27 protein-coding genes are annotated in these 25,719 nt (G+C 68.5%); 16 read left to right on the top strand and 11 right to left on the bottom strand.

Annotated features, from left to right (window positions below):
- Positions 1-12: 12 nt before the first annotated feature.
- From ACWEKS_RS21640 to ACWEKS_RS21670, 7 genes are all read left to right on the top strand, one after another.
- Positions 13-1,761, top strand: a complete 1,749-nt coding sequence (locus ACWEKS_RS21640; RefSeq protein WP_452341737.1) for a trypsin-like peptidase domain-containing protein — start codon at positions 13-15, stop codon at positions 1,759-1,761.
- Between the two features lie 98 nt (positions 1,762-1,859).
- The gene (locus ACWEKS_RS21645; protein ID WP_354836561.1) at positions 1,860-2,354 is read left to right on the top strand and encodes a MogA/MoaB family molybdenum cofactor biosynthesis protein; all 495 of its coding nucleotides are present in this window, start codon (positions 1,860-1,862) and stop codon (positions 2,352-2,354) included.
- A gap of 89 nt (positions 2,355-2,443) precedes the next feature.
- Entirely contained in the window at positions 2,444-2,590 is a 147-nt protein-coding gene (locus ACWEKS_RS21650; protein WP_379397343.1) for a hypothetical protein, read from the top strand.
- 327 nt (positions 2,591-2,917) lie between these two features.
- Positions 2,918-3,592, top strand: a complete 675-nt coding sequence (locus tag ACWEKS_RS21655) for an MspA family porin (protein WP_452341738.1) — start codon at positions 2,918-2,920, stop codon at positions 3,590-3,592.
- Between the two features lie 63 nt (positions 3,593-3,655).
- The gene (locus ACWEKS_RS21660) at positions 3,656-4,327 is read left to right on the top strand and encodes an MspA family porin (protein ID WP_452341739.1); all 672 of its coding nucleotides are present in this window, start codon (positions 3,656-3,658) and stop codon (positions 4,325-4,327) included.
- 300 nt (positions 4,328-4,627) lie between these two features.
- A complete protein-coding gene (locus tag ACWEKS_RS21665) occupies positions 4,628-5,305 on the top strand; it encodes an MspA family porin (protein WP_379442256.1) in 678 nt (225 codons plus the stop codon).
- 65 nt (positions 5,306-5,370) lie between these two features.
- The gene (locus ACWEKS_RS21670) at positions 5,371-6,051 is read left to right on the top strand and encodes an MspA family porin (RefSeq protein ID WP_379442255.1); all 681 of its coding nucleotides are present in this window, start codon (positions 5,371-5,373) and stop codon (positions 6,049-6,051) included.
- Positions 6,052-6,140: 89 nt separating this feature from the next.
- Here the strand turns inward: ACWEKS_RS21670 and mscL are convergent, their stop codons facing one another.
- From mscL to ACWEKS_RS21695, 5 genes are all read right to left on the bottom strand, one after another.
- Positions 6,141-6,539 (bottom strand): large conductance mechanosensitive channel protein MscL, encoded by a 399-nt coding sequence (gene mscL / locus ACWEKS_RS21675; protein WP_452341740.1) that lies wholly within the window; start codon positions 6,537-6,539, stop codon positions 6,141-6,143.
- 78 nt (positions 6,540-6,617) lie between these two features.
- A complete protein-coding gene (locus ACWEKS_RS21680; RefSeq protein ID WP_452341741.1) occupies positions 6,618-7,265 on the bottom strand; it encodes an SAF domain-containing protein in 648 nt (215 codons plus the stop codon).
- A gap of 87 nt (positions 7,266-7,352) precedes the next feature.
- A complete protein-coding gene (locus ACWEKS_RS21685) occupies positions 7,353-7,652 on the bottom strand; it encodes an FmdB family zinc ribbon protein (protein ID WP_452341742.1) in 300 nt (99 codons plus the stop codon).
- A 70-nt stretch (positions 7,653-7,722) separates the two neighbouring features.
- Positions 7,723-8,307, bottom strand: a complete 585-nt coding sequence (locus tag ACWEKS_RS21690) for a 5-formyltetrahydrofolate cyclo-ligase (RefSeq protein WP_452341743.1) — start codon at positions 8,305-8,307, stop codon at positions 7,723-7,725.
- A 23-nt stretch (positions 8,308-8,330) separates the two neighbouring features.
- A complete protein-coding gene (locus tag ACWEKS_RS21695) occupies positions 8,331-9,986 on the bottom strand; it encodes a purple acid phosphatase family protein (protein ID WP_452341744.1) in 1,656 nt (551 codons plus the stop codon).
- Between the two features lie 199 nt (positions 9,987-10,185).
- On the opposite strand from ACWEKS_RS21695, the gene ACWEKS_RS21700 reads away from it, so the two are divergent.
- The 4 genes from ACWEKS_RS21700 (at position 10,186) to sepX (ending at position 14,633) form a co-directional block, all read left to right on the top strand.
- Positions 10,186-11,148, top strand: a complete 963-nt coding sequence (locus ACWEKS_RS21700; RefSeq protein WP_452341745.1) for a UTP--glucose-1-phosphate uridylyltransferase — start codon at positions 10,186-10,188, stop codon at positions 11,146-11,148.
- Positions 11,149-11,245: 97 nt separating this feature from the next.
- Positions 11,246-12,505: a molybdotransferase-like divisome protein Glp gene (gene glp, locus ACWEKS_RS21705; protein ID WP_452341746.1), complete on the top strand. Its 1,260-nt coding sequence runs from the start codon at positions 11,246-11,248 to the stop codon at positions 12,503-12,505.
- Positions 12,506-12,587: 82 nt separating this feature from the next.
- Positions 12,588-13,256, top strand: a complete 669-nt coding sequence (locus tag ACWEKS_RS21710) for a GNAT family N-acetyltransferase (protein WP_452341747.1) — start codon at positions 12,588-12,590, stop codon at positions 13,254-13,256.
- Between the two features lie 273 nt (positions 13,257-13,529).
- Positions 13,530-14,633, top strand: coding sequence for a divisome protein SepX/GlpR (sepX, locus tag ACWEKS_RS21715; protein WP_452341748.1), 1,104 nt, complete (start codon positions 13,530-13,532; stop codon positions 14,631-14,633).
- 226 nt (positions 14,634-14,859) lie between these two features.
- Here the strand turns inward: sepX and ACWEKS_RS21720 are convergent, their stop codons facing one another.
- Together ACWEKS_RS21720 and ACWEKS_RS21725 are read right to left on the bottom strand one after the other, a co-directional pair.
- Complete coding sequence (locus ACWEKS_RS21720; protein ID WP_452341749.1) at positions 14,860-15,912, bottom strand: hypothetical protein; 1,053 nt, start codon at positions 15,910-15,912, stop codon at positions 14,860-14,862.
- Positions 15,912-16,658, bottom strand: coding sequence for a ParA family protein (locus ACWEKS_RS21725; protein ID WP_452341750.1), 747 nt, complete (start codon positions 16,656-16,658; stop codon positions 15,912-15,914). Before ACWEKS_RS21725 ends, ACWEKS_RS21720 begins: the two co-directional genes overlap by 1 nt.
- Positions 16,659-16,957: 299 nt before the next feature.
- Between ACWEKS_RS21725 and ACWEKS_RS21730 the strand changes: the two genes are divergently transcribed.
- Positions 16,958-17,869, top strand: coding sequence for a C40 family peptidase (locus ACWEKS_RS21730; RefSeq protein WP_452341751.1), 912 nt, complete (start codon positions 16,958-16,960; stop codon positions 17,867-17,869).
- On the opposite strand, the gene ACWEKS_RS21735 is transcribed toward ACWEKS_RS21730, so the two are convergent.
- The gene (locus tag ACWEKS_RS21735; protein ID WP_452341752.1) at positions 17,870-19,456 is read right to left on the bottom strand and encodes a family 20 glycosylhydrolase; all 1,587 of its coding nucleotides are present in this window, start codon (positions 19,454-19,456) and stop codon (positions 17,870-17,872) included.
- A gap of 78 nt (positions 19,457-19,534) precedes the next feature.
- Here ACWEKS_RS21735 and ACWEKS_RS21740 point away from each other — a divergent pair, with 78 nt between their 5' ends.
- Complete coding sequence (locus ACWEKS_RS21740; protein ID WP_452341753.1) at positions 19,535-20,485, top strand: SMP-30/gluconolactonase/LRE family protein; 951 nt, start codon at positions 19,535-19,537, stop codon at positions 20,483-20,485.
- Here ACWEKS_RS21740 and ACWEKS_RS21745 read toward each other — a convergent pair.
- Positions 20,434-21,087, bottom strand: a complete 654-nt coding sequence (locus tag ACWEKS_RS21745; RefSeq protein WP_452341754.1) for a TetR family transcriptional regulator — start codon at positions 21,085-21,087, stop codon at positions 20,434-20,436. The genes ACWEKS_RS21740 and ACWEKS_RS21745 overlap by 52 nt on opposite strands.
- Positions 21,088-21,219: 132 nt before the next feature.
- Between ACWEKS_RS21745 and ACWEKS_RS21750 the strand changes: the two genes are divergently transcribed.
- A complete protein-coding gene (locus ACWEKS_RS21750; RefSeq protein ID WP_452341755.1) occupies positions 21,220-22,302 on the top strand; it encodes a substrate-binding domain-containing protein in 1,083 nt (360 codons plus the stop codon).
- A 235-nt stretch (positions 22,303-22,537) separates the two neighbouring features.
- A complete protein-coding gene (locus tag ACWEKS_RS21755) occupies positions 22,538-23,248 on the top strand; it encodes a helix-turn-helix domain-containing protein (protein WP_452341756.1) in 711 nt (236 codons plus the stop codon).
- Positions 23,249-23,303: 55 nt separating this feature from the next.
- Here ACWEKS_RS21755 and ACWEKS_RS21760 read toward each other — a convergent pair whose 3' ends face one another.
- Positions 23,304-23,567 carry a hypothetical protein gene (locus ACWEKS_RS21760; protein WP_354836231.1) on the bottom strand — a complete coding sequence of 88 codons (264 nt, stop codon included), beginning with the start codon at positions 23,565-23,567 and terminating at the stop codon, positions 23,304-23,306.
- Between the two features lie 53 nt (positions 23,568-23,620).
- Positions 23,621-24,496: an alpha/beta fold hydrolase gene (locus ACWEKS_RS21765; protein WP_452341757.1), complete on the bottom strand. Its 876-nt coding sequence runs from the start codon at positions 24,494-24,496 to the stop codon at positions 23,621-23,623.
- A 187-nt stretch (positions 24,497-24,683) separates the two neighbouring features.
- On the opposite strand from ACWEKS_RS21765, the gene ACWEKS_RS21770 reads away from it, so the two are divergent.
- Complete coding sequence (locus ACWEKS_RS21770) at positions 24,684-25,640, top strand: undecaprenyl-diphosphate phosphatase (RefSeq protein ID WP_379387505.1); 957 nt, start codon at positions 24,684-24,686, stop codon at positions 25,638-25,640.
- Positions 25,641-25,719: the final 79 nt, after the last annotated feature.

The following is a 25,719-nucleotide window of genomic DNA, read 5'->3' on the forward strand; positions in this document are numbered from 1 at the left end:
AGAAAACGAGAAATGACCGAGGATTCGACAGTATCCCCCGCTGGCGGGCAGGGCCCCGAGCCCGAAGGCGACGCCCCGGATACCACCGCCTCCGGCCTGCCCAAGCGCGACCCCGCAGGCTCCGCCACCCCCGAGGCCGGATCCCAGCCCTTCGACGGCTTCGCCGCCTCCGCGGCCCCGCAGCCGGTCGCACCCGCCCCCGGCGGAATGATGCCACCGGCGCAGCCGGGCCATCCCGCCCCCGCCGGACCGGTCGCAGCCCCCGGATCGGCCACCCCCGCACCCGCGGCTCCCGCCGGATTCGGTGCGGCGCAGTCCTTTTCCCCCGGCGCCGCCCAGGGGCCGGGCCCCGGCCCCGCCTACGGCGCGGATCCGGCGACCCAGATCCTGCCCGGCGCGGGTTACGGTGCGCCGCAGGGCGCCCCGGCCTACGGCGCGGCTTTCGGTGGGGCACAGCCCTATTCGGCGCAGTACGGCGCCGGGAAGCATCCGACCGAGGAGATTCCGGCCGGCCTCTACGGACAGGCGTACGTGGCGTCGGGGGCCGGGTACGCCACCGGACAACATCCGACACAGGTGATTCCGGGCGGCCCGGGCATGCCGGGTATGTCGGGCGCGCCGGGGATGCCCTACGCGGGCGCGCCCGCGCCCAAGCGATCCGGGCGCGCCGGTCTGGTCGCGGGTGCGGTGGTGCTGGCGCTGCTCAGCGGCGGCATCGGCGGCGCGGTCGGCGCGCTGGCCACCCACCACAACGACACCCGCTCCATGGTGACCAACGCGCTCGATCAGCCGGTCGGCAATGGCAAGACCGCGCCCGCGCCGGAAGGTTCGGTGCAGGCGGTGGCGCAGAAGGTGCTGCCCAGCGTGGTCATGATCCGGGTCGCCGGCGCGCGGGCCGAGGGTGAGGGGTCGGGCGTGATCCTGTCCTCGGACGGCCTGATCCTCACCAACAACCACGTGGTCAGTGGCGCGGGCCAGAACGCCAAGATGGATGTGGCCTTCAGTGACGGCACGACCGCCCCGGCCACCGTGGTGGGCGCGGATCCGGTGTCGGACATCGCGGTCATCCGGGTCACCGGCAAGACCGGTCTCCAGCCGATCGACCTGGGCCAGTCGGCGAATCTCCAGGTCGGCCAGGGCGTGGTGGCGATCGGTTCGCCGCTGGGCCTGGCGGGCACCGTGACCAGCGGCATCGTGTCCTCGCTCAATCGCCCGGTCTCCACCAGCGGTGAGCCGGGCGCGCAGGGCACCGTCATCGACGCCATCCAGACCGACGCGGCCATCAACCCGGGCAACTCCGGCGGCGCGCTGGTCGATATGACCGGCAAGCTGATCGGCATCAATACCGCCATCGCGACCATGGGCACCGCCGAGTCGGCGGGCGCGCAGAGCGGCTCCATCGGCCTCGGCTTCGCCATTCCGGTGGACACCGCGCGCCGGGTGGCCGACGAGCTGATCAAGAACGGCAAGGCCACCTACGCCCAGATCGGGGTGACCGTGCGGGCGCAGGACGACGTCAACGGCGCGCGCGTGATGGACGTGTCGCCCGACGGCCCGGCCGCCAAGGCCGGCATTCCGAAGAACGCGATCATCACGAAAATCGATGATCAGATTGTGGATTCGGGTAATTCGCTGATCGCCGGGGTGCGCTCGCACCGGCCCGGCGACAAGGTCAAGGTGACTTACACCGACGACCAGGGCAAGAACCCCAAGACCGTCGAGGTGACCCTCGGCGAGGCAGCTGCGGAGGGCGGCCGATGATGATTCACGAGAGCGGTAGAGAACCGACCCCGGCGATTCGCGTCACCGGTGACGGGGGCTGGGAGCTGTTGTCGGACAAGGGCGCTACGGTGAGCACCATGGAAATCGATACCGCTGTCGCGGGCCGTGCTCTTGTCGTGGTCGTCGACGATCGAACCGCCCATGGCGGGGTGGACTCGCTGGGTCCGCTGGTCACCGAGCTACTCACCGAGGCCGGGTTCCTGGTGGACGCCTCGGTGTCGGTGCAGGCCGATGAGGTGGAGATCCGCAATGCGCTCAATACCGCGGTGATCGGTGGTGTCGACCTGGTCATCTCGGTCGGCGGCACCGGCATGTCACCGCGTGACGTGACCCCGGAGGCCACCGAGGAGGTGCTGGACCGGGTGCTGCCCGGTATCAGCGAGGCGCTGCGTTCGTCCGGGCTGGCCTCGGGTTCGCTGGACGCGGGGCTGTCCCGCGGTCTGGCCGGGGTTTCCGGCAGCACGCTGGTGGTGAACCTGCCGGGTTCGCGCGCCGCGATCCGGGACGGCATGGCCACCTTGGGCCCGCTGGCCAGCCGGGTCATCGATGAACTGTCCGGCCTGTCGGAATGATCGACGCCGAGCAGCCTTCCGAGTCATCCGGGTCATCCGAGACCTCGGAACCACCCCGTCCGGCCGAGCGCCGGGCGGGGTCTCGTCGTTTGACACCCGCCGAGCGCGCCCGGCTGGCGCGCATCTTCGGTGACGAGCTGCCGTCCACGACCACGGACGAGCGCACTCCCGAGCCCGAATCCGGCCGATCCTCCGATGATTGGCTGCGCTCCCAAGTTCCGCCGCATCACGGCTGATCCTGCTGCCGTATCGCGGTCGAGTCGCGCTCGCGACGTATTCATATCCGGCTATACGCCGTAGATCCCGCATGCCTGTTCACGGTCTGGCGGTGCCATTCGCCAGATAATTGCCACGCCTCTTGTTATCTGACTTGATACGTCCGTTATTTGGTTGTTGCCATCTGGTAGCTGCTGTGGCTAATATCTCTCGCTGGTCACCAAAGTTGCGGCTCGAACGAGTTTGAGTTGCGTGCTCGAGCGTTGCTTCTGTCGGAATCTCGTGTCGTAGTGGCCTCTTCAGCCCCGGTGGTCGGGGTTGTCCGCAAGAAAACTGATGAGGGAACTATGAGCGAGAACCGGACCGCCGGTTTGCGTCGCGCCGCCCGTGTCGCGGGCGTTGCCGCGGCGGCCTCCGTGGCTTTCGGCCTCCTGTCGACCGGCGCCGCCAACGCCGACACCTTCGTGCCGTTGCCGGACGGTCAGAAGGTCGGACCCGGCGTCACCATCTCCCGGGTCGGCGAGCACGCCGTGATCTCGCCGTCGCTGTCGGCGAACGGCGCGGGCCGCACCGCCTGGCTCTCGGGCAAGGCCGTCGCCGAGGTCACCGCCACCCCGGACGGCACCGTCGGACCGAACAACGGACCCAAGAACGGCTCGGGCTCCAACAACTCGTCCACCCACGGTGCGTCGCAGATCAACACCGGCTACCTCATCGGCTGCCAGGTGAACATCTCCGACACCGCCGTCTCCGCCGGCGTCTCCGGCGGCGTGAGCCTCACCGGCGCCAATGCGGGCGGCTCCATCGGCCTGAACCTCGGCCCCGGTCAGGTCACCTTCGTTCAGATCAATTCCAAGGACATCCTGAAGCCGGGTACCTACTCGATCGACTACCAGGATGTGCCGGTCGACGTGCAGGGCTGCGCGGGCTACGCCCAGGCGCGCGCCTACACCGTGGTCGAGATCATCGGCAACGACTACTCGAAGACCACCCTCTACGGGCAGCCGTTCAGCCTCGGCTGACGTGTGGTCGACCACTCGATTCATTTCTCGCGTAAGCGAATTCGACCCCAGAGGGATTTGATCATGAACGTTCGCAAGACCTTGGCGCGGACCGCCGGCGTCGGCGTTGTCGCCACCGCCGCCCTGGGCCTGTTCTCGACCGGCGCTGCCAATGCCGACACCTTCGTGCCGCTGCCCGGCGGCTCCATCACCGAGACCATGGACGACGGCACCGTCGTGACCATCACCATGACCGGCGAGTCCGCCAACATCAACCCGTCCATGGGCGACACCCCGCTGCACCGCAATGCCTGGGTGTCGGGCAGCGCGCAGGTGCAGCTGTCCGGCACCAACAGCTCTGTCGGCGGCAAGATCGTGCCCGGTTACGTGGTCGGCTGTCAGGTCAACATCGCCGGTGGCGGCGCCAGTGGCGGCCCCAGCGTGGGCGCCAACTACGACGGTTCCAGCCCGTCCGCCGGCGCCAACGTCGGTGGCAACCTGACCCTGGGCCCCGGTCAGTCGAAGGCGTTCTACCTGCTCGATGAGGAAGCGCCGGACGACTACGGCCAGGAGTCGCACAATCTGCGCAACAAGTTCCAGGGCAACTCCGGCTCGGTGACGTGGTCCGACGAGACCATCAACCTGAGCGGCTGCGGCGGCTACGCCCAGGCGCGCTCGTTCGTCGCGGTCCAGGTCGAGACCGACAACGTCATCACCGCCTACACGCTGTGGGGTCAGCCCTTCAGTCTCGGCTGATCAGTTTCCGCTCAGCGGATTCCGAAGGGGCCCGGTGCGATTAGCGCCGGGCCCCTTTTGCTATCCGCGACTTTCTCGACATACCTGCGGGTTTGTGTTGGCGAGTGGTCGACTCTGTTCGCTCACGTCTCAGAGCCCACTCTTGTGATGTAAAGTGCCCTGCGTCGCTACGCCAAAAGAATTTGTGACCAGTAACACGGTGGCAACAATGTGGCGACAAACTCAACCGGGGATTCGGAAGGGTCCCATTTCAACCTCGGTGGTCGAGGTTGAACTGCTTGAAACCTGATGAGGGGAAGTATGAGCGAGAACCGCACCCACGGTGCGCGTACCGCTGCCCGCATTGCGGGCATCGGCGCGGCTGCGGCCGTGGCCTTCGGCCTTTTTTCCACTGGTGCCGCTAACGCCGACACCTTCGTGCCGTTGCCGGACGGCCAGAAGGTGAACCCGGCGGGCACCGTCACCATCACCCGCACCGGTGAGCACGCGATCGTGTCGCCGTCGCTCGCCGCCAATGGCGCGGGTCGTGTCGTATGGGTCAGCGGCGCCGCGAGCGCCGTCGTCGACACTCCGGATGGCACCGTCGGTCCGTGGAACGGCCCGACCAACAGCCCGGGTTCGAACAATTCGTCCACCCATGGTTCGTCGATCATCAGCACCGGCTACATCGTCGGTTGCCAGATCAGCATCGGTGAGGACGCCATCTCCGCCGGTATCTCCGGCAATGTCAGCCTGAACAGCGCGGGCGTCGGTGGTTCCATCGGCGTCAACCTCGGCCCCGGCCAGGTCGCCTTCGTTCAGATCGACTCCAAGGACATCACCAAGTCCGGCACCTACTCGGTCGAGTACCGGGACGCGGAGATGCAGATTCAGGGTTGCGCGGGGTACGCCCAGGCGCGTGCGTACACCACCGTCGAAATCATCGGCAACGACTACTCGAAGACCACGCTCTACGGACAGCCGTTCAGCATCGGCTGACCGTGGTCTCGACCCGCCAAATCCTTTCTCGCATAAGCGAATTCGACCCACGAGGGACAACAGAAATGAGTATCCGTAAGACCGTGGCGCGGGCGGCCGGTGTAGGTGCCGTTGCCACCGCCGCCCTTGGCCTGCTCTCCACCGGTGCGGCGAACGCCGACACCTTCGTGCCGCTGCCGGGCGGCGAAATCACCCAGACTCTGTCCGACGGCACCGTTGTCACGGTGAAGCTGGTCGGCGAGTCCGCCAACATCAGCCCGTCGCTGGGTGCCACCCCCGTGCACCGCAACGCCTGGGTCTCGGCGTCGGCGCAGGTCCACATCGACGGTGACACCACCGCCACCGGCGGCAAGATCTACCCGGGTTACGTGGTGGGCTGCCAGGTCACCATCGATGGCGGCAACGTCAACGGTGGCGCGACCGGCGGTGCCAGCTGGGACAACTCCGGCAATGTCACCCCGCAGGCCGGCGCCAACACCGGCGCCAACCTGACCCTGGGTCCGGGCCAGGCCAAGTCGTTCTACATCCTCGACCTGGAAATGCCGGACGACTACGGCAAGGAAGCCCACAAGACCCGCAACGCCTTCAAGGGCACCGACGGTTCGGTGACCTGGTCGGATGAGACCATCGGCCTGAACGGCTGTGCCGGTTACGCCCAGGCGCGCTCCTTCGTGAGCGTCGAGGTCGAGACCGACAACGTCATCAGCTGGGTCACCCTGTGGGGCCAGCCCTTCAGCCTGGGGTAAAACCCGCTAGCTGGTAATGGCAACGGGCCCGGCGCTTTTCGCGCCGGGTCCGTTTGCTGTATCCCGATCCGATATTGCTATGTCCCCGTTCACATCTCGTGTTTGCCGCCGGCGCTGCGCGTGGCCAGCAGGTCCCGGATCTCGGTCAGCAGTTCGGTATCGGTGACCGGGTCCTCCGCGGTGCCCCACAGCTTCTTGGCCCTGCTGTACGGCAGCACCAGGGCGAAGTAGAGCAGAGTCGCGATGATCACGAAGTTGATGGCCGCGGTGATGATCGGGCCGACGGCCACATAGGTCGCCGGTTTGTCGGCCACCAGCTGGAAGCCCAGGCCGAGCTGGCTGGTGCCGCCGAATGCGGCGAGCAGCGGGGTGATGATGCCGTCGCTGAACGCGGTGACGATGGCGACGAAGGCGGTACCCATGACCACGGCCACCGCCAGGTCGATGACATTGCCGCGCATCAGGAAATCCTTGAAACCCTTGAGCATTGCGGAAGCTCCTCTACCTGAGGGATCGAACGCAGAGTAATGGGGGTATACGGGATGCTAGTTCACCCGCGGGCCGGTTCAGTGGAACACGACGGTGAGTGCCGTCCGCAGCGAGGCCGCGGCCACCGCGGCGGCCCGCCGGGAATCCAATGCCAGCAGCACGATCCGGTCGGTGCGCCCGCGTGAGTTCTCCGTCCCCGACACCAGCACCACGGCCGCGTCGGCCGCGAGCAGCCGCGCGGGCCGGCCGCCCCCGCCCGAGTCCTCGCCGGCCACCACGTCCACCCGGTCCCCGGCCCGCAGGATTTCGGCAACGGCATTGTCCGCCAAGCGAATCGGGACGATGCGCGCATCGGCGGACTGCGCTGCCACCGCCGCCAGCCGCGGCCCCACCACCCGGACCTCGGTGACGATCTCACCCGCCGCCAGCGCGCCCGCCAGGGTGGCTCCGCGCAGCCGGGCGGCCTCCCGCACGGTGCCGGCGGGCAGGGTCGCCGTCTCCCGTGCCGCGACCCGCACATCGCCGTCGCCCAGTACCTGTCCGGGTGGCAGATCCCGGGTGGCGACCAGGACCTGGGTGTGTCCGGCCGCGGGGTCGGCGCGCACGGCCAGAAACCCCGCCAGAACGAGCAGCGCGACCGCCCCGGCCCGCCGCAGTAGCACCGCGTCCGCCCAGATCAGGCGGCTACGGAAGTCCTGCAGGATGGCTCGATACGGTCGCGTCATGCGGGGCAGCGTACGGTCGCCCCGATACCGACAGGCCCGGGCGGAACCCGGGCTGTGGATAACGAAAAGCCTGTGGAGAAACTCGGATCAGGCGGCGGAGGTGCTGGAGCCGCTGGTCGACGTGGCCGAGGTCGAGGAGCTCGGCGCCGTGGAGCTGGAGCTCTCCGAGGAGGTGGACGAGGACTTGGCCGGCTCGGAGGAGGTCGATCCGTTGCGGCTGTCGGTGCGGTAGAACCCGCTGCCCTTGAAGACGATGCCGACCGAGTTGAACAGCTTGCGGAGCTTGCCGTTGCACTGGTCGCAGGTGGTCAGCGCGTCATCGGAGAAGGACTGCACGATGTCGAACTTGTTGTCGCACTCGGTGCATGCATACGAGTAAGTAGGCATCGGGAAACCTCCACGCTCTTCGTCGAATTAGCACTCTACAGCTGGCAGTGCCAACGCTGCCAATCGGGTGTCAATTCCCGACCCGATCTTCGAGCCGTCGCAGGCCCCCGAGCGGGGTCAGTGCCCACCCCATTCGGTGGTCGTGCGGCTCTTCCGGCAAACGCTCCACGAGTTCGTCGTCGCGCACCACCGCGATCAATCGCGCGTCGGCGCGGCAGGCGCTCAGACTTCGATCGTAATAACCGGCCCCGCGCCCCAATCGAACCCCGCGGCGATCCACCGCCAATGCCGGAACCAGAATCGCCGCGGCCTTCGCGATCCCATTCGTGACCGGCGCGCCTTCCGGTTCCCGGAGTCCGAAGCGCCCGCGCCGCAGCCCCGCCGGACCGGTGTACTCGGCCCATTCCAGCGGACCGGGTTCGCCGGTGACCGGCAGCAGCACCCGCGCCCCGGCGGCCCGCAGCGCGTCGAGCATGGCGAGCGAGCCGGGCTCACCGCCGATGGGCACGTAGGCGCACACCCACTCCGCGTCGGCGAGCGCCCCGGCCGCCGCAGCCAGTGCCGCCGCCTCACGCTCCCGGTCGGCGACGGGCAACGCCTTGCGCCGCGCGAGGATCTCCTCGCGCCAGGCGCGCTTGTCCCGCTCGTCGGTCACGCCTCCACCCTAGGACGGGCGGGTCAGCGGTCCGAGCGCGGCCGGGTGAGGGTGAAGGTGTCGACGGCCTTCAGGTCGCTGGTCGGCCCGGTGAGAGCGTAGTAGGTGCCGGTGATGGTGGTGTTACCGCCCGGCTGACCCGGGTCCACGTCGAAAGCGCAGAAACCGTAAGGGTGTTCGGCGTCCTTGAAGGCCGACCAGGGCGCGTCCTCGAGGACGTACACCGGCGCCTTCTTGCCGGTCGCCGGATCCACCTCGCCGACCGCGGTGATGACCCGGCACTTGTCGCCGGGGAAGAACAGCTGATTCGACGGCGAGGAGGTGCCGCCGCCGCCGATCACCAGGTGCACGGTGCCCTTACTGGTATCGACGACGTCCTTACGCGTGTCGGCGGGCCTGGGGGTCAGCGTCTCGGACCCGGTCACCCCGCGCACCGGATGCGAACGCTCGTAATGGTGTTCGTGCCCGCACAGCACGAGATCGACCTGGTACTTGTCGAACAAGGGCAGCCAGTCCTGCCGGATGCCCAGGTCCGCGCCGTTGAACTTGTCGGCCGAGGAAATGGCGACCTGGTGCATGAACACCACCACCCAGTCGATGCCCCGGTCGGCCCGCGCCCGGGCCAGTTCGCCCTCCAGCCAACGCTTCTGGGCGCCGCCCGAGTAGCCCCTGACATAGGAGTTGCCGCCGTCCTGCAGGCAGATGTCGTCATTGGCGACCGCGATCACCCGCACGCCGCCGACGGTGAACGAGTACCACAGGCCCTTGGCGTGGTCCTCGCCACCGGAGTCCGGGACGGTGAAGTAGGTCTGGAACGCCTGATATCCGATGGGCCCGTTGCCGAGCTCGTTCTCGTGGTTCCCGGGTGCGGGCATCCAGGGCCGGTAGCGGGCGGAGCGAGAGTTGTTGGCCCACCAGTCGTTCCAGGTGCGGATGCGGTCGGTGGCGATATTGGCGTAGCAGAGGTCGCCGTTGACCAGGTTGAACAGCGGGGCCAGCGATTCCACCGCCGAGGTGACGTCGCCGGCGTACTGGGAGCCGAGGTTGTCGTTGAGGGCCTTGCCGTCGACGATCTTGCCGACGGTGGGCGTGCCCTGGTCGCCGAAGCTGGTGAACCGGAACTTGGCCCGGCCCGCCGGGGCGGTGCGGATGGTGCCGAGTTCGGGCGGCGCGCCGTCGTGCCCGGCGGCGTACACGTAGTCGGTGTCGGGGGACAGGCCGGTGATCCGGGCGTGGTGGGCCTGAATCTCGATGCCGGACTTGGCATCCCGATAGGTCCGGGTCTCGGCCTGCACGCTCTTGCCGAAGCCGGCGTCGGCGGTGCCGTAGCGCACGGTGGGCTTGGTGACCGATCCGGTGGTGTGCCAGCTGACCACCACCTCGCGGGTGGTGTCGGATCCGAATTGCAGGTGCAGGCCCGCGACCCGGGGCGCGGCCGCGCGGTCGGGGGTGGTCACCAGTTCGGCCGAGCGCGGCCACGCCTCGGAGTTCGATGCGCCGCCGCGCAGCGCGACCGCGCCGCCGGCGCCGACCGCGAGCCCGGCCAGCCCGGCCACCGCGGACGCGCCGAACAGCCGGCGGCGGCTCAGCCCGCGCGCGGCGTCGGGCGAGTTCGCGGCGGACGCCGCCGGGTTGTCCGAGGTGGAATCGGGGCTGTGGGAATCCTCACGATCGGTCATAGGTGTCAGCTAACAACCGCTGGGTACGTGAGAGGTCACAGTGCGGCGAACTTGAAATGAAATGAACAGGTCGGTCTGCCAGTTCCGCTCCGGTCCGGCGTTCGGTGCGCTCCCGACGCTCCCGCCCCTTAGGCTCTCGGGGATATCGAGGCGGCCCTGAGCCGGTCTCGGGCGTGTGACGGATGGATAGGGTGAATTCATGACAGCTAATGGCGGCGGAGCCGAGTCGTCGAACGGCGGCGCAGCCGAGTCGTGCTTCCGTACCGCGGTGGTTCCCGCGGCGGGGCTCGGCACAAGGTTCCTGCCCGCGACCAAGACGGTGCCCAAGGAGTTGCTGCCGGTGGTCGACACCCCGGGCATCGAATTGGTCGCCGCCGAGGCCGCGGAGTCCGGCGCCAACCGGCTGGTGATCGTGACCTCGCCCGGAAAAGACGGTGTGGTCGCACATTTCGTCGAGGACCTGGTGCTGGAGAGCACCCTGGCCGAGCGCGGCAAGTTCCATCTGCTGGAGAAGGTGCGCAAGGCGCCCGCGCTGCTGGACGTGACCTCGGTGGTGCAGGAGGAGCCGCTGGGCCTGGGTCACGCGGTGGCACAGGCGGAATCGGTGCTCGACGCCGACGAGTCCGCCATCGCGGTGCTGCTGCCCGACGACCTGGTGCTGCCCGGCGGCGTGCTCGAGCTGATGGCCAAGGTGCGCAGCACCTACGGCGGCTCGGTGCTGTGCGCCATCGACGTGCCGAAGGAAGAGGTCAGTGCCTACGGCGTTTTCGACGTCGAGGAGCTGCCCGGCGGCCCGCAGGACGTGCTCAAGGTCAACGGCATGGTGGAGAAGCCCGCCATCGCCGACGCCCCGTCCACCTTCACCGCGGCCGGGCGATACCTGTTGGACCGCGCCATCTTCGACGCGCTGCGCCGCATCGCCCCCGGCGCGGGCGGTGAGCTGCAACTGACCGACGCCATCGCGCTGCTGATCGCCGAGGGTCACCCGGTACACGTCGTGGTGCATCGTGGGTCGCGACACGATCTGGGGAACCCGGGCGGTTATCTTCGAGCAGCGGTCGATTTCGCTCTGGAACGCGAGGAATACGGTCCCGCCCTGCGGGAGTGGCTCGAGCAGCGGCTCGGGTCCGGCTGGAATCCCCAGCTGACCTCGTACGAATAGCCGCAACGGGCAGAAGTGAAGGACAGGCGCCGGGGTCGCGTGGGCGGCCCGGCGGGCGACACGTCGACGGCGGCGGGCGAGACAACGGAAGGGCGGCATGCGCTCGGTTGAGGATCAGCAGATCAAGGTGACCGCTGCGGCCGTGGCCCCGCGGCCGGTCCGGGTCGCGATCAGCGAGGCCCAGGGACTGCTGTGTGCCGAGGACGTGGTGACCGAACGTCCACTGCCGGGCTTCGATCAGGCCGCCATCGACGGATACGCCGTGCGCAGTGTGGATGTGGCCGGCGCGGGCGCGAATATCCGTGACGAGGACGGTAATTCGGTGCACCTGAGCCTGCCGGTGGTGGGTGAGGTGGCCGCCGGCTCGCGGCAGCCGATCCGGCTGCAGCCGCGCCAGACCGTGCGCGTGGACACCGGCGCGCCGCTGCCCACCCTCGCCGATGCGGTGCTGCCGCTGGAGAACACCGACGGCGGCCGGGCCCGGGTGAAGGTCTTCGAGTCGGTGCGCTCCGGTGACTACGTGCGCCGCATCGGCGACGATGTGCAGCCCGGCGATCTGGCCGTGCGTGCGGGCACCATCATCGGCCCGGCCCAGGTGGGTCTGCTGGCCGCGGTGGGCAAGGACAAGGTGCTGGTGCATCCGCGGCCGCGGCTGTCGGTGCTGTCGGTCGGCGGCGAGCTGGTCGACATCGACCGTACCCCCGGACCGGGCCAGGTCTATGACGTGAACTCCTACGCGCTGGCCGCCGCCGCGCGCGACGCGGGTGCGGACGTGAACCGGGTCGGCATCGTCAGCGCCGATCCCAAGCGGCTGCGAGATGTGGTGGAGGGCCAGCTGGTTCGCTCCGAGGTGGTCGTGATCGCGGGCGCGGTCGGCGGCTGGGCGTCGGAGCAGGTGCGCGAGGCCCTCGAGGGCCTGGGCGAGCTGGAGATCACCCGGGTGGGCATGCATCCGGGCTCGGTGCAGGGTTTCGGCCTGCTGGGCCGCGACGAGGTGCCGACCTTCCTGCTGCCGTCGAATCCGGTTGGCGCGCTGGTGGTTTTCGAGGTCATGGTGCGTCCGTTGATCCGGATCGCGCTGGGCCGCCGCCATCCCATGCGGCGCATGGTGCGGGCGCGCACCATCCTGCCGATCGCCTCGATTCCGGGCCGGCGCGGGTATCTGCGCGCACAGCTCATGCGCGACGAGCAGACCGGCGACTACCTGGTGCAGCCGCTGGGCGGCCCGAACGGCGCGTCCTCGCATCTGCTGGCGACCATGGCGGAGGCCAACAGCCTGATCGTGATCGATCCCGAGGTCACCGAGGTGCGCACCGGTGACGAGGTGCAGGTCGCGTTCCTTGCGCAGCGAGGGTGAGGCCCGACATGATCGGTCAGGGCCCGCAGGCGTCGCTCCACCACCCTGTGCTTGCGAGCGTAACCACGGAGGGCCCCCGAGCATGTCGAATGGGCACAGCGTGAATGTCTTCCGGACCGCCCAGCATCCGGGCTGGCCGGCGCATCTGGGGCCGGTGCGGGTCGCCGCGGGCATCGTCACCCTGCGTCCGATCCGTTTGCGTGATGCCTCCGCCTGGAGCCGGATTCGTATCCGGGACAGGGACTATCTGGAGAAGTGGGAGCCGACCGGCCGCGGCCCGTGGGAGGCGCGCAACCACTCGAGCAACTGGCCCGCGCTGTGGTCGGCGCTGAAGGCCGAGGCCCGGCGCGGCGCCATGATCCCGTTGGTCATCGAGGTCGACGGCGTGTTCAGCGGGCAGCTCACGGTGGGCAATATCGTGCGCGGCGCATTGCGTTCGGCGTGGATCGGCTACTGGGTGTCGAGCGAGCTGAGCGGGCAGGGCGTGGCCACCGCGGCGCTGGCGCTGGGGCTGGACCACTGCTTCGGTGAGGTGGGCCTGCATCGGGTGGAGGCCACGGTGCGTCCGGAAAACCTTGCGAGCCAGGCGGTTCTGCGCAATGTCGGCTTCCGCGAGGAGGGCCTGCTGGAGCGCTACCTGGATGTCGACGGGGCCTGGCGCGATCACCTGCTGGTCGGCATGACGGTCGAAGAGGTCTCAGGAACGGTGGTGGACAGGCTGATTCGCGCCGGACGCGCCACCAGAGCCTGATAACTCGCTGTGTATTTCGGCGGCCCGATTACCGCCTCTGCCTGCGGCTCACCAGAATTGCCCCGCCGAATCGGGTTTCCGGGGCCCGACCCGGAGAACGACCGAGGGGTTGGCTGTTACTAGTGTTACCTGTGTGGTCGGCGCGCCTGTGGGGAATTACCCCGGTGTGGAATTAACCTACGGACGCCGGTGGTGCGTCTGTGTACCCGCCGGTTGGCGCTGCGGTGCACGTCGAAGGGACTATGAGCTGGGCGGGACGGAGGTGTGACGGCAATGCCGAATTCGATCTTGTGGATCGGTTTGGTGGTGCTCTGGGTCTTCGTCCTGTTTCCGATGCTGGCCAACCGTCATCCCCGTATCCGGCAGCACACCGACGCCGCGCTCTCCACGCGGATCCTGCATCGCGGTGGTGCCGCACAGCGCACCAGGAAAGGTCCGGCGACCGGACATGACACCGACCCGGACTACGTGCCGGTTCGCAGAAAGCTTCAGCACCCGAGCGAGGATCCGGAGGATCGGATGACCAGATCGGACGACGCAGCTGCATCGGACGAGAAGGAAGTCGACACCGAGGCTGCGCCCATCGCCGAAGCGCAGACGCCGCCCACCGAAGTGCCCGGGCCCGAGGGGGATTCGGCCGACGGTGTCGAGGCGGCGGAGATCGCGGCCGAATCCGAGTCCGAGCCGGCCGAGTCCGAGACGCTCCCCGAAACCGCCACGGCCGAGGGTGAATCCGAGAACGATGGGGCGGTGGCAGACGACGCCGACCGCGAGGCCGAGCGCGCAGAACGGCAGGAGGCGCCTCAGCGCGCCCGCACCCCCGCGCTGCGCGAGCCCGATCCGGCACCGGAACCGGAGCCCGAATCCGAGGACGAGGACGAGGACGCGGATTTCGTGCCGTCCCGCCGCGGCCGCGGCGGTTTCGATCCCGAGGCCGACGCCGCCGCCCGGGCGGCCCGGTACACCTTCCGTCAGCGCGCCGTGCTGGGCCTGGTGCTGTCCACCCTGGTCGTGGCTGCCGCCGGTCTCGCCGTCTCGCCGGTGCTGTGGTGGCTGTGCGCCCTGTCCGGCGCGGTCCTGGTGGCGTACCTGGGTTACCTACGCAGACAGGTCCGCATCGAGGAGGACATCCGCCGCCGCCGCGCCGCCCGCCTGGCCCGCAAGCGCGCCGAGGACGACGAGGAGGAGTCGCGCCGCCGCGAACGCCCGCGCCCGGATCGCGAGCAGACCCGTACCCAGCTGCGCCGGGCGGTCCTGGTCGAATCCGATGACGAGGACCCGCTGTTCGAGCACCTGGAGCTGTTCGACGCCGCGGCCGCCCGTGCCACCCGCCAGCGCGCCGCCGGCGCCCGCGAACGCCACGCGGTGGGCGAATAACCTACCGGACACAGTGCGAGGGCTCCCCGAGCGATCGGGGGGCCTTTTCGCTGTGCGGGCAAAGTCGTGCCGTGTGGGCAAAGTCCGCGTTGATAGGTTTTTGCTATTTCAGAAAGATCGCATTCCTATCGAATTCGCGGCGGCGAGCGCGGACATCGAAAAGGCCCGGCACTCGGCCGGGCCCTTTCGATGCTGCGGAGTAGCGCTGTGACGCTGCGGAGTAACGCTATTCGGTGTCGGGCATTCGCCCGGCAAGCGGAATCTGGCGCTCGATGAGTTCGGCCAGCGTCCGTAGTTTGGCCGCGAATTCGCGGGCCGCGACCGGATGGTCGGTGGAGCCCTTGACCACCTTCTGGGTGAGCGCGGTGAGGCGCGACTCCACCGAGCTGAACAGATCGGGTGTCTGCGTCTGCTCCTCGATGAGGTCGCCGCGCAGCCACGCCCGCAGCCGCTGCACCACCGTGCTCTCGTCGTAGTCGTCGGGCAGCACCGCGACCGCTTCGCGCAGTTTGCCCGCGGTGACCCTCACGTCGGCGGCCAGCGTGGTGTAGACGGTGACCGCCGCGTCCTCGCCGTGGGCCGCGGCCACCGGCAGCAGCTCGCGGATCTGTCCCTCGTTGATGGCGGGCGCGAGCGGGTGCAGGCGGGAGGCCAGCGGCCAGGCCCGGATCAGCTTGTGCGCGTAGGACCGCTGCATGTCCCACCGCTTCTCGACGTACTCGTCGAAGGTGGCGTGATCAGCGCGGTAGAGCCGCCCGTCGCGCACGATCTGCAGGGCGCGCCCGGCGGTCCAGAAGGCCACCCGCAGCGCGTCGATGGAGGACTCGCAGAGCTCGAGCTGATCGGATTCGGTCCGGCTGAGCGGTCCCTCGCCACCCGCACTGGGCAGCGGCAGATCGAGCACGCTCGGCGCGGACTCGACCTCCGGCGGGGCGGCCGCCCGGACCGGCGCGGGTCCGGACGGTGCCGAAGCGGCCGGGGCGGCAACCGGTTCGGGTGCGGTCGCCACCGGTTCGGGCTGTGGCGGGGCGGGTGCGGCCGGCTCCGGAGCCGGTGTCGACTGCGCTGGTTCCGGTGCCGATATCGCCGAGTCCGCCTCCGGCTGTGCGGGTTTGGCCGGGGCCATGAGTACCGTGGTCGCGGCCTGGGACAGCTTCGGGGTCCGCGGCCATTTGGCGTCGCGCAGCGGCGAGACCGGGGGAGTGTGCTCGGCCTCGTCGGAGAGCGGGTTACGGCCCAGGCCCCCGCCGATGGAACTCTTGCGGCGCTGGGGCGGCATCAGGCCGACACCTCCGCCGGCATGCGGGTGGACTGCGCGGCCTCCAGATAGGGCTGTATCAATTCGTCACCGACGGCACGGTATTCGCCGAGATCCTCGATCGGATTCTCGGCGCCGTCGCCGACTTCGCCGTCGGCGGCTTCGCGGTACCACTTCCAGGCGCTCACATAGGATTCGAATACGTCGTATTCGGCGTCCTCCAGATTGGCGCGCTGCGTGCGGTATTCGGTGGAGACATTGACGCCGTTCTTCATGGTGACCGGCACCTTGGTCATGAGCACCCGCACCCGAATGGCCTTTTCGTGTTCGGCGGCCGCCTCTTCCGCGGCGCGATAGGTACTGGGCACGCGTTTGACCTCCGACGGGCTGACGCTGGTGACGAGAACGAGCTCATCGCTCACCGTGACGGCGGCCTTGAAGATGTCGGCCGATTCGCCGCCGGCGTCGACGATGATCACGTCGTAATTCGCGGAATTGTCGGTGATGCAGTCGTTCACGTGCCGGGACGGGAAGGCGAGCAATTCGAAGGGAATGCCGACCTCGGCCCGTTGTAGCCGCCGATACCAGGAGTAACCGGTCTGGCTGAGCGGGTCGGCGTCGATCACGAGTACCCGAAGTTCGTGCACCGTGGCGAAATACGAGGCGAGGAAGAAGGCGGAGGTCGTTTTACCCACGCCGCCTTTGAGATTCCCCAGTGTGACAACCAGGGGCTCGGGAAGATTCGGTAGCGCACCGGATTTGGTCATCGATCATCCTCCTGATGATGGGGAGGGCTGTTTTTCCGTCGATCAGTCTCACACGGGCGCGCGTCCAGGCCAGTGAAGGCTCGCGCGATGTCGTCGAATTCGATGAAAATCGGCTGTGTCCAATTGGACACAGCCGTCAATGGTTACTGTTTCGTTATCGATAACACGCACGTCACTTGTTGCACCCTGTGCAATTCGGGCGAAATATGCACTCTCGGATCTGCTGCAGGACCGAAGAGTTCGAGTGTGATGGACGGAAACCGTATAGCTTTCACGGCTTGATCGGAGGACGACCGCTCATGGAAACCAACGGTGATAGACAGAAGGTTCGAGTGCTACCGCGGCTGAGCATGCGGGCCCTGGCGACAGGAGTCCTCGGCGCGGCAGCCGTCGGAGCGGCCCTGCTGTTCACAGCGGGCCAGGCGCACGCAGCGCCGGTCTCGATCCCCGGTATCGGGGAGATCGAGATTCCCACCGAGATCGCGACCCCGTTCGGCCTCGCTTCCGTGCCGAGTGTGGATGTCACGCTGCCGAGTGTGGATATCTTGCCGCCGAGTGTGGATATCGCGCCGCTGCCCGCGGTCGGCGAGACCTCCGCTGTCGGCTGGGCGGATGCCTCGCGCATGGTCGGGATTCCGGGGCACATCACTATCGCCCCGGCCGACCCCGTACCGGATCAGATTCCGGTCCAGGCGCTTTCGCCCGTTCCGCTGTACCCCGTCATGCCAGCTCCGGAATCCCGCTCGGTGGTGGTGGCCGGTCTCGGCACCTTCGCAGTGCCGAGCAGCCTGCCCCCGCTGGTCGGAATCCCCGGCGTGACCGATCCCGCGGCGCCCCGCGCGCCGGTACCCGCGGCCATGCCGAAGAAGACCGTCGGCGAACGCGCCGTGGAGGCCGCCCGCACCAAGCTCGGCGCGACCTACGCCATGGGGGGTGATGGCCCGGACACCTTCGACTGCTCGGGTTTGGTGCAGTGGTCGTATCGTGAGGCCGGAGTCGAAGTGCCGCGCACCAGTTATTCACAGCTGGCCGCCGGAACGCCGGTGTCGGTGGACGACCTGCAACCGGGTGATCTGGTCTCCTATTACGGCGGCGGCCATTCCGCTCTGTATCTCGGTGACGGAAAGGTCATCCACGCCAGCGATTACGGTTCCGGCGTGAAGGTCTCACCACTGACCACCATGCCGATGGCCGGCGCCAGACGCTTCTGATCAGGGCCACCCGACCGCGGACGCGCGGCCGAGGAAGTCCGGATACCCGATCCCGCCGGTGCCCGCCCACAACTGCTGGGCCATGACCGGCAGCCGGGCCCGCAGCGGAGCGACGATCTGCTCCGGAGCCAGGGCGGCAGGATCATCGCACCAGAGGAAGAGCATGGAGCCACGCAACAGCGGGCGATCGGAATCGGGCAGCCGCTGCCCGTTCACGAAAAGCCCCGGGTCCCAGGCCCACAGCAGTTCCGGCGGAGCGTTGAGCGCCGCGGCCGGCCCGCCGGTCGTGAAGTACGTGGGCGTGAAGGCCGCATTGAGGACGGGATGCCCGTCCCGGGTGAAGTCGGCGGGTGTGCGACCGCCGGGCAGCCACGGCAGCCCACCGGCGCCGGCCGACCAGTACTGCACCACCAGTTCGGGTTTCGGTGTCAGGACACCCGGATGGTCGAAGCCGTCGTTCCGGACCCGCGGCGTCTTGCCGAGCGATTCGACGAGATCCGCGGCCCAGTTGGCGAAGTCGATGAGGATATCGCCGGGTGCGGCTTCCGGGCCGAACGTCCGTGTGGCGTAGTCACCCAGCTGGGGATAGCGCGTGTAGTCGGAAATGTACTCGTCACAGCCCAGGTGCCAGTAGCGCCCCGGGAGCAGAGGTACGAACTCGTGCAGAATGTCGCTGATCAACTGGCGGGCACCGGGATTGGTGAGATCGATCTTGCCGCCGGCACCGCCGACGATCACGCTGTCCAGCACCGCGTCCCGCGGTGTGGTGCGGGCCGGGCGCAGGACCAGGTCCTGATGCTGGGCCAGGATGGTGTTCATGTGGCTGGGCATGTCGATTTCGGGCACGATATCGATGCCGAAAGATCGTGCATAGGAGACGATTTCGCGAATATCGTCGGCGCTGTAGTGCTCGGGCGAGGTGATCTCCGGGTGCATGACGCTCGCCAGCCGGAAGCCCTGCGAGTCCGACAGGTGCAGCTGCACCAGGTTCATCCGGAGGTACGCGGCGTCGCGGATGCGGGCCTTCACCCAGTCGACGGGAAAGAACTCGCGCCCGGTGTCGAGCATGAGCCCGCGCTCGCTGTAGTCCGGCCGGTCCTCGGCGACGCCGCCGGGCAGGGTGCTGGTCTGCCGCAGCCATTGCAGGGCGGTCTGGGTGCCGTGCACGATGCCGGTCTGGCTGTCGGCGGTTATGGTGAGCCGATCGGTGACGGCGATGCGATACGACTGCGCGGCCGGGTCGTCGATATCGCCTGTGCGCAGCACGATATCGCCCGGCCGGTCGCTACCGTCGGCCAGGGAAATCGGTTTTCCGGCCCGGATCAGGTCCTCGGCAAGGTGTTCCGCGATTTCGGTGGAGCCGGCGTCGGCGATAATGCGGGATTCGGAGCCGAGAACGAATCCGGTCTTGTCCGATCCGGTCGGCGTCCAATGCCGAATACTCGGGACCGTCGCTGGAAGTTGTTGTTCTGCAACAGTATCCGCGTGAATCAGGGACGTATGGACGAAAGTCCAGGAGGTTGCCAGCGCGAGACCGGCGGCGAGGCGACGGAAATGGCGAGTGGGGCGAATCGAAATCCCGAGCACGGCCACAATTGAACTCTTCGGGCTCCTGATACGTCATACGATGCAGGGATTTACCGGCCGACATGGACGAGGTACGACATGGGGATCAGGAAATCCGCTGCGCTCGCCGGCGCGATGCTCGCCTGCGCGGCGCTGTCGTCTTTCGCCGCGGCGCCGGCCTCGGCCGCGCCGGTCTGTCCCGGCGCGGGACAGCCGACCGCGGTGGTGGCCTCGTTGCCGGGCGCGGCGCTCGAGGGGTTGACCATCGACCCCGCCGGGCGGGCGTTCGTCACCGATCTGGTCAGCGGGCAGGTCTTTCGCATCGACGCGCCGGGTGCGCCGGCGGTGCCGATCGCCAAGGTGCCCAGTGGCGGCGCGGGCGCGCTGGCCTGGCTGCCGGACGGCCGGCTGCTGGTCGGCTACGGCGCGGATCCCCGGGTGTTCGTGGGTGATGCGTTGCGGCACGCCGGGATCGTCACCGTCGACCCGGACACCGGGGCGGTGGCTCCCTTCGCGACGGGCCTCTCGGCGGCCGACGGCATGGACGTGGCGCACGACGGAACCGTCTATGCCACCAATGATTTCGGTTCCCTGGTGGGCAAGGTGTACCCGAACGGTGTGGTGCAGCCGAACTGGGCGAGCTTCCCCAGTGCCAATGGCGCGGTGCTCGACCAGGACGACTCGTACCTCTACGTGTCGCGCACCTTCGTGAACCCGGGCGTGAGCCGGATTCCCACCAATGCCCCGTGGGCCCCGCAGTCGCTACTGGACCTGTCCGGCGGTGATCTGCTCGCCGCGCCCGACGGGCTGACGCTGGATTCGCTGGAACGCCCGGTGCTGCCGTTCAATTCGTCCGGTCAGGTGGTCCGTATCGACGCACCGGGGCGATACTGCGTGCTCGGCTCCGGACCGCAGCTGACCAGTGAGGTGCAGTACGGCCGTGGCGGCCAGGGCTTCTCGGCCGGGCGGCTGTTCGGCATCACCTTCAGCGGGATGGTCTACGAGATGCCCGGCGGCTTCGACCCGGATGCCCGGACCGCGGCGTCCTGACCGACCGGTTCGGTCAGTAGCCCGACGATCATGGCGATGATGCTGTCCCGGGCGTCCGCGCGCTCGGCCGCGTTGGGCAGGTCCTGGCGTTCGTAGTCGGCGAGCAGGGCGAACATGACGGTGGTCATGGCCTGCAGCCGGTATCGGCGCTGCGCCGGGGTGCTGTCGGGCATGGCGCGGTAGAGCCGGGCGACCAGGACTCGTGTTGCGGCCCAGCGCTTCTCGTGCAGGTTCGGTCCGGTCACGGCGGGATGTGCGCGCGCCTGCTCGAGAAATCGCGCGTAGTGCGTCGACCCCTCGGCGTAGGGCACGTCGAACATGGGCCGCACCAGAATGGCGACCAGCGCGGCCACGCTGTCCGGCGCACCTGCGGCCTCGTGCTCGGCCAGCAGTTCGGTGCGCCGGGATTCCAGTGCCGGTTGATGCCGTTCGATGATGGCCGCGATGAGCCCGTCCCGGGAACCGAAGTGGTAGTGCACCGCGGAGTTGTTGCGCTGTCCCGCCGCCACCGCGATATCGCGCAGGGCCGCGTCCGGTCCGCGTTCGGCGATGGTGCGCTCACCGGCGAGCAGGATCAGCTCGCGCGCGTCAGGACTGTTCACCGGGGCCACTATAGGGCGGGGCCGGGCTGTAGTGATTTCCCGGTTCGCGGCGAAACGGTACTATCGTGCCTCTTCGGCATGTACCGCCCCGTACCGGGCGGACGCAGGCAGCGATGACGGTGGTGATATTCGATGACGCGACGGGATTTCCGGTCGCGCCGGGCCACGGTGGACCTCGCGCTGGTGGTGCCGCTGAGCGGTCCCGCGGGCATCTTCGGGCCGTCCTGTGAAGCCTGTGCGACGCTCGCCGTGGAGGACATCAATGCCGTCGGCGGCATTCTGGGCCGGCCGGTCCGGCTGCACCCGGTGGACGCCGGTGCGCCGCTGCCGGTGCTGGCCGCGCAGATCGACCGGATGGTGAGCCTGGGCATGATCGACGGGGTGGTCGGCTGGCACCTGTCCAATGCCCGCAAGGTGATCACGCCGCACACCGCGGGCCGGGTGCCCTACGTCTACACCACCTTCTACGAGGGCGGCGAGGATTCCGACGGCGTCTACATGGTGGGGGAGACGCCCGACCAGCAATTGTTCCCCGCGCTGCGCTGGTTCCGCTCCGAACTGGGGGTGCGGCGCTGGTGCGTCGTCGGCAACGACTACGTGTGGCCGCGTGAAACATCCAGGGCCACATGGGAATTCGTGCGCAGCACCGATATCGACGTGGTCGGCGAGGTGTTCGTCCCGCTGGGCGGCCGCGATTTCACCGCCGCCCTGAACCTGATCCGGCGCTCGCCTGCGCAGGGGGTGCTGGTGTTCATGGTCGGCGCGGACTGCGCGGCCTTCAATCAGGCGTTCGCGGCGGCCGGGCTGGACGACGGGCGGCTGCGGCTGAGCATGATGATCGGGGAGGACGTGCTGTACGCGGGCGGTCCGGAGAGCGCGCGCGGATTGTTCACGGCCTGTGGCTATTTCGAGAGTCTGGTGTCGCGCGAGGGTATGGCGTTCGGCGGCCGTTACACGGCCCGCTTCGGGCAACTGGCCCCGGCGCTGAACAATATCGGCGAATCCTGCTACGAGGGCCTGCTGCTGTTCGCCTCGCTGGCGGAGGCGGCGCGCAGCCTGGATGTGCGGGTCATCGAGCGCGAAGCGGCGCGGGTGAGTTACGGGGGTCCGCGCGGTGAGGTGCGGGTGCGCGGGGCGCACACGACCCAGCCGGTGTACCTGGCGGGGACGGATGTCATGGACTTCAGCGTGATCGCCGATCTGACCGGGCTCTGAATCGGCTGTCCTCGTCCGCCGTTCGCCCCCGGGTGGCTCGTTCGAATGAGGGCGAACGCTACGTTGCGTTCACAACGATGGCAATGAGGAGATGCCGTCATGCACAGGATAACGACTGTGTCACAAGGGAATTCGTGTCCCAACGCGACCATATCCCAGGCCGATTCCGCACGTGGTGTGTTGCAATAGGGTGAGCCGCGCCGCCTCGGCGGCATCTGATGAAGGAGCCGCTCCGATGCCCGGAGGAAGACTCAGCCAGGAGGATCGCCGTCTCATCGCCGCGGGGCTGGCCCATGGGCTCGGCTATGCCGAGATCGCCCGCCGCCTCGAACGGCCGACGTCCACCGTGAGCCGCGAGGTGACCCGCAATGGCGGGCCCGGTCGCTATCGCGCCGATCTGGCGCAGGCCGCCACCGTGGTGCGCTCACGCCGTCGCGCATCCCGGCCCAGACCCGTCGAAAAGGCCGCTGCCGTCGATGAATACGGCCGCAACCCGGTGTTGCTGGCCGATTTCAGCGCCCAGTTCGCGGCGCTGTTCGCGCAGTCCGGCATGCCGCGCATGGCGTCGGCCGTGCTGGCCCGCCTGTACGCCGCGGATTCGGGCAGCCTCACCGCCGCCGAGCTGGTGGCCCGGCTGCGGGTGAGTCCCGCGACGGTGTCCGCGGCCGTGGGCTACCTGCAGGAGCAGGCGCTGATCCGGCGGGACCGGGATCCGGGCAGTCGGCGCGACCGCTATGTGATCGACGAATCCGCCTGGTACCGAGCTACTCTCGCCGGTGCGCGCACGAATGAGCGGCTGGCCGCCACGGCACGCGACGGCGCCGGCGCACTGGGTTCGGCCACGCCCGCCGGGGTGCGGCTGCTGGGCATGAGCGAGTATCTCGAGCGGGTGGGCCTGGATATGGTCCGCTCCGCCGAACGCTGGCGCGCACACCTGGCCCGGTGAGCGGCGATCGAGGCCTACCGGTTGAGCCGCAATCGAATCCGGCCCGGTAGCCGGCCTAGAGCGCGGGTGCTCCGGGTGGTGAGCCGCGAAATGGATTCGCGACGGCAATTCCCGGGAATCTGTGGTGAATGCGATCCACATACCGGCGCACCGTGGAGAGTTCGGCACTGATCGACTGCCGGGCTTCGAGGGTGGGTGCGGTCTGCAATCGCCGGGTCAGTTTGACTACATGCCTTTCCAATTCGTCCAGGAAGATGCGGGCCTGAGCTAACTCGGGATCCTCGCCGGCGTCGGGATTGTCGAATCCCCTGTACTGCATATCGCGGAAGTATTCCACGCAGCCGGGCTCCGCGTCGCGCAAATGGATTGCGTCTAGGCCGAATTCGCGGCGCGCAGGAATGCGTGCGCCGCATCGAATACCCCCGCGGGGTCTTCGAGCTGCGGCCAGTGCCCGATCCGGTCCAGGCTCACCACATCCGGGTCGGCGACCAGTTCGCGGTAGCGGGCCACCATGTGCGCGCCGGAGTTCGGGTCGAGCGGGCCGTTGATCAGCCGCATCGGAATCTCCTTGCGCAGCAGCGGTTCGACCCAGCGGTCGCGGTAGGTGGTGCGCTCGGCCACGAAGCGACCGACCAGATGATTGACGAAGCGGCCGTTGCCGTAGAACAGCACCTCCTGCAGTGTCCGCATCTCGTCGGCGGTGGGCTTGGTGTCCGGGCCGAACACCTCGCGCACCGCCGGCGCGATGACCCCGCCGGTCATGAGCGGGCCCACCAGATGGCCGAGGGGTGTGCCCAGCAGTTTCTGCACCAGGCGCGGGCGATACGCCTCCACGAACAGACCGCCGTTGAGGAACACCACGGCCCGGATGTCGGCCGCCGCGGTGCCGTCGAGGCGGCGGGCCAGCAGCTCCTGCGCCACGCTCACACCGAGATCGTGTGCCAGCAGCAGGGTTTCGCCGATGCCGAGCCGTCGCAGCAGCGCCTCGTGCATATCGGCGTGCTCGAGCACGCTGTAGTGGTGGCGAATGGGCTTGTCGGAGAAGCCCATCCCGAGCATGTCGGGCGCGATGACGTCGTAGTGGGCGGTCAGGTCCGGCCAGATGCGATGCCAGTCGTAGGAGTTGAAGGGATAGCCGTGGATCAATAGCAGCGTCGGTCCCTTCCCCTCTCGGATGTAGAAGATCCGATGCCCGTCGAAGTCGAAGTAGCTCCCCCGCGACATCCACTCGGTGAGTTCCGCTCGCATTTCCGTCTCCCGCCCATCGCCGGTATACCGATCGTTCTCATCCTGCCGCATCCTCCGCCGATCCACCACGTGTGCGCACGCCGACACGGCATCGAGTAGCCTCGCCAAGCGAGCTGCCCCGGCGCGATCACACAATGCCCGTGTATCGGCCCGGGGTGTTCGGATCCCCGCACCGCCCCCGACAGGAATTCGAATGGCCATCAGTTACCTGGAATCGATCATCGTCGGCGCGCTCCAGGGGGTGAGTGAGCTCTTCCCGGTATCCAGCCTGGGCCACAGCATCCTGCTGCCCGCCTGGGTCGGCGGTAAATGGGCCGACGATCTGAGCATGTCCGCCAAGGACTCCCCGTATCTGGCGCTGCTGGTGGCCATGCACGTCGCCACCGCGCTCGCCCTGGTGATCTTCTTCTGGCGGGACTGGGTACGCATCGTTCAGGGGCTGTGGGATGTGGTGCTGACACGCCAAATACGAACGCCCGAAGCGAGATTGGGCGTATTGCTGGTGATCGCCACGATTCCGGTCGGCCTGGCCGGCCTGCTGCTGGAGAAGGCGGTTCGCAACTATCTCGGCACGCCCGTTCCGACATCGATCTTCCTGGCGATCAACGGCTTCGTGCTGCTGTCGGCCGAGCTCATGCGCAAGCGTGAACACGAACCCGAGTTCCAGCTCGCCAGCCCCACCGGCCGCACCGGCGACCTCTCCATGGAGGACACCGTCGTGCTCCCCATGACCGACCCGGCCCGCGCCTCCGATGTCCGGCTGTCCCGCCTCGGCATGCGCGACGCCACCCTGATCGGCGCCGCGCAGATCGCCGCTCTCTTCCCCGGTATCAGCCGGTCCGGCAGCACCATCGTCGCGGGCCTGTTCAAGGGCATGCGTCACGAGGATGCCGCCCGCTTCGCCTTCCTGCTGGCCACGCCGGTGATCCTGGCGGCGGGCGTGCTGAAGATGCCGGAGCTCTTCAAGCACGAGAACCACGCCATCCTCGGCCCGGCCTTCGCGGGCAGTGTGGTCGCGGGGGTCCTCTCCTATATCTCGGTCAAGTTCCTCACGGCCTACTTCGAGACCAAGACCCTGACCCCGTTCGCCATCTACTGCCTGGTCGCGGGCCTGGGCAGCCTGGTCTGGTTCACCATCCGCTGAGCCGGAACCGGCGAGCTCCTTCGGAAACGAGCATGCGCTGGGGCGCACCCGGAAGGGTGACGCCCCAGCGCATGCTCGT

Source organism: Nocardia sp. NPDC004711, assembly GCF_053601595.1.

What these genes read in the sequence shown, in the direction of transcription:
- ACWEKS_RS21665 (WP_379442256.1), top strand. Translation starts at nt 4,628, where the DNA reads ATGAGCGAGAACCGCACCCACGGTGCGCGTACCGCTGCCCGCATTGCG.
- ACWEKS_RS21740 (WP_452341753.1), top strand. Translation starts at nt 19,535, where the DNA reads ATGGGGATCAGGAAATCCGCTGCGCTCGCCGGCGCGATGCTCGCCTGC.
- ACWEKS_RS21670 (WP_379442255.1), top strand. Translation starts at nt 5,371, where the DNA reads ATGAGTATCCGTAAGACCGTGGCGCGGGCGGCCGGTGTAGGTGCCGTT.
- ACWEKS_RS21655 (WP_452341738.1), top strand. Translation starts at nt 2,918, where the DNA reads ATGAGCGAGAACCGGACCGCCGGTTTGCGTCGCGCCGCCCGTGTCGCG.
- ACWEKS_RS21685 (WP_452341742.1), bottom strand. Translation starts at nt 7,652, where the DNA reads ATGCCTACTTACTCGTATGCATGCACCGAGTGCGACAACAAGTTCGAC.
- glp (WP_452341746.1), top strand. Translation starts at nt 11,246, where the DNA reads ATGCGCTCGGTTGAGGATCAGCAGATCAAGGTGACCGCTGCGGCCGTG.
- ACWEKS_RS21645 (WP_354836561.1), top strand. Translation starts at nt 1,860, where the DNA reads ATGGAAATCGATACCGCTGTCGCGGGCCGTGCTCTTGTCGTGGTCGTC.
- ACWEKS_RS21700 (WP_452341745.1), top strand. Translation starts at nt 10,186, where the DNA reads ATGACAGCTAATGGCGGCGGAGCCGAGTCGTCGAACGGCGGCGCAGCC.
- ACWEKS_RS21750 (WP_452341755.1), top strand. Translation starts at nt 21,220, where the DNA reads ATGACGCGACGGGATTTCCGGTCGCGCCGGGCCACGGTGGACCTCGCG.
- ACWEKS_RS21760 (WP_354836231.1), bottom strand. Translation starts at nt 23,567, where the DNA reads ATGCAGTACAGGGGATTCGACAATCCCGACGCCGGCGAGGATCCCGAG.
- ACWEKS_RS21660 (WP_452341739.1), top strand. Translation starts at nt 3,656, where the DNA reads ATGAACGTTCGCAAGACCTTGGCGCGGACCGCCGGCGTCGGCGTTGTC.
- ACWEKS_RS21680 (WP_452341741.1), bottom strand. Translation starts at nt 7,265, where the DNA reads ATGACGCGACCGTATCGAGCCATCCTGCAGGACTTCCGTAGCCGCCTG.
- ACWEKS_RS21695 (WP_452341744.1), bottom strand. Translation starts at nt 9,986, where the DNA reads ATGACCGATCGTGAGGATTCCCACAGCCCCGATTCCACCTCGGACAAC.
- ACWEKS_RS21725 (WP_452341750.1), bottom strand. Translation starts at nt 16,658, where the DNA reads ATGACCAAATCCGGTGCGCTACCGAATCTTCCCGAGCCCCTGGTTGTC.
- ACWEKS_RS21765 (WP_452341757.1), bottom strand. Translation starts at nt 24,496, where the DNA reads ATGCGAGCGGAACTCACCGAGTGGATGTCGCGGGGGAGCTACTTCGAC.
- ACWEKS_RS21640 (WP_452341737.1), top strand. Translation starts at nt 13, where the DNA reads ATGACCGAGGATTCGACAGTATCCCCCGCTGGCGGGCAGGGCCCCGAG.
- sepX (WP_452341748.1), top strand. Translation starts at nt 13,530, where the DNA reads ATGCCGAATTCGATCTTGTGGATCGGTTTGGTGGTGCTCTGGGTCTTC.
- ACWEKS_RS21710 (WP_452341747.1), top strand. Translation starts at nt 12,588, where the DNA reads ATGTCGAATGGGCACAGCGTGAATGTCTTCCGGACCGCCCAGCATCCG.
- ACWEKS_RS21730 (WP_452341751.1), top strand. Translation starts at nt 16,958, where the DNA reads ATGGAAACCAACGGTGATAGACAGAAGGTTCGAGTGCTACCGCGGCTG.
- ACWEKS_RS21755 (WP_452341756.1), top strand. Translation starts at nt 22,538, where the DNA reads ATGCCCGGAGGAAGACTCAGCCAGGAGGATCGCCGTCTCATCGCCGCG.
- mscL (WP_452341740.1), bottom strand. Translation starts at nt 6,539, where the DNA reads ATGCTCAAGGGTTTCAAGGATTTCCTGATGCGCGGCAATGTCATCGAC.
- ACWEKS_RS21720 (WP_452341749.1), bottom strand. Translation starts at nt 15,912, where the DNA reads ATGCCGCCCCAGCGCCGCAAGAGTTCCATCGGCGGGGGCCTGGGCCGT.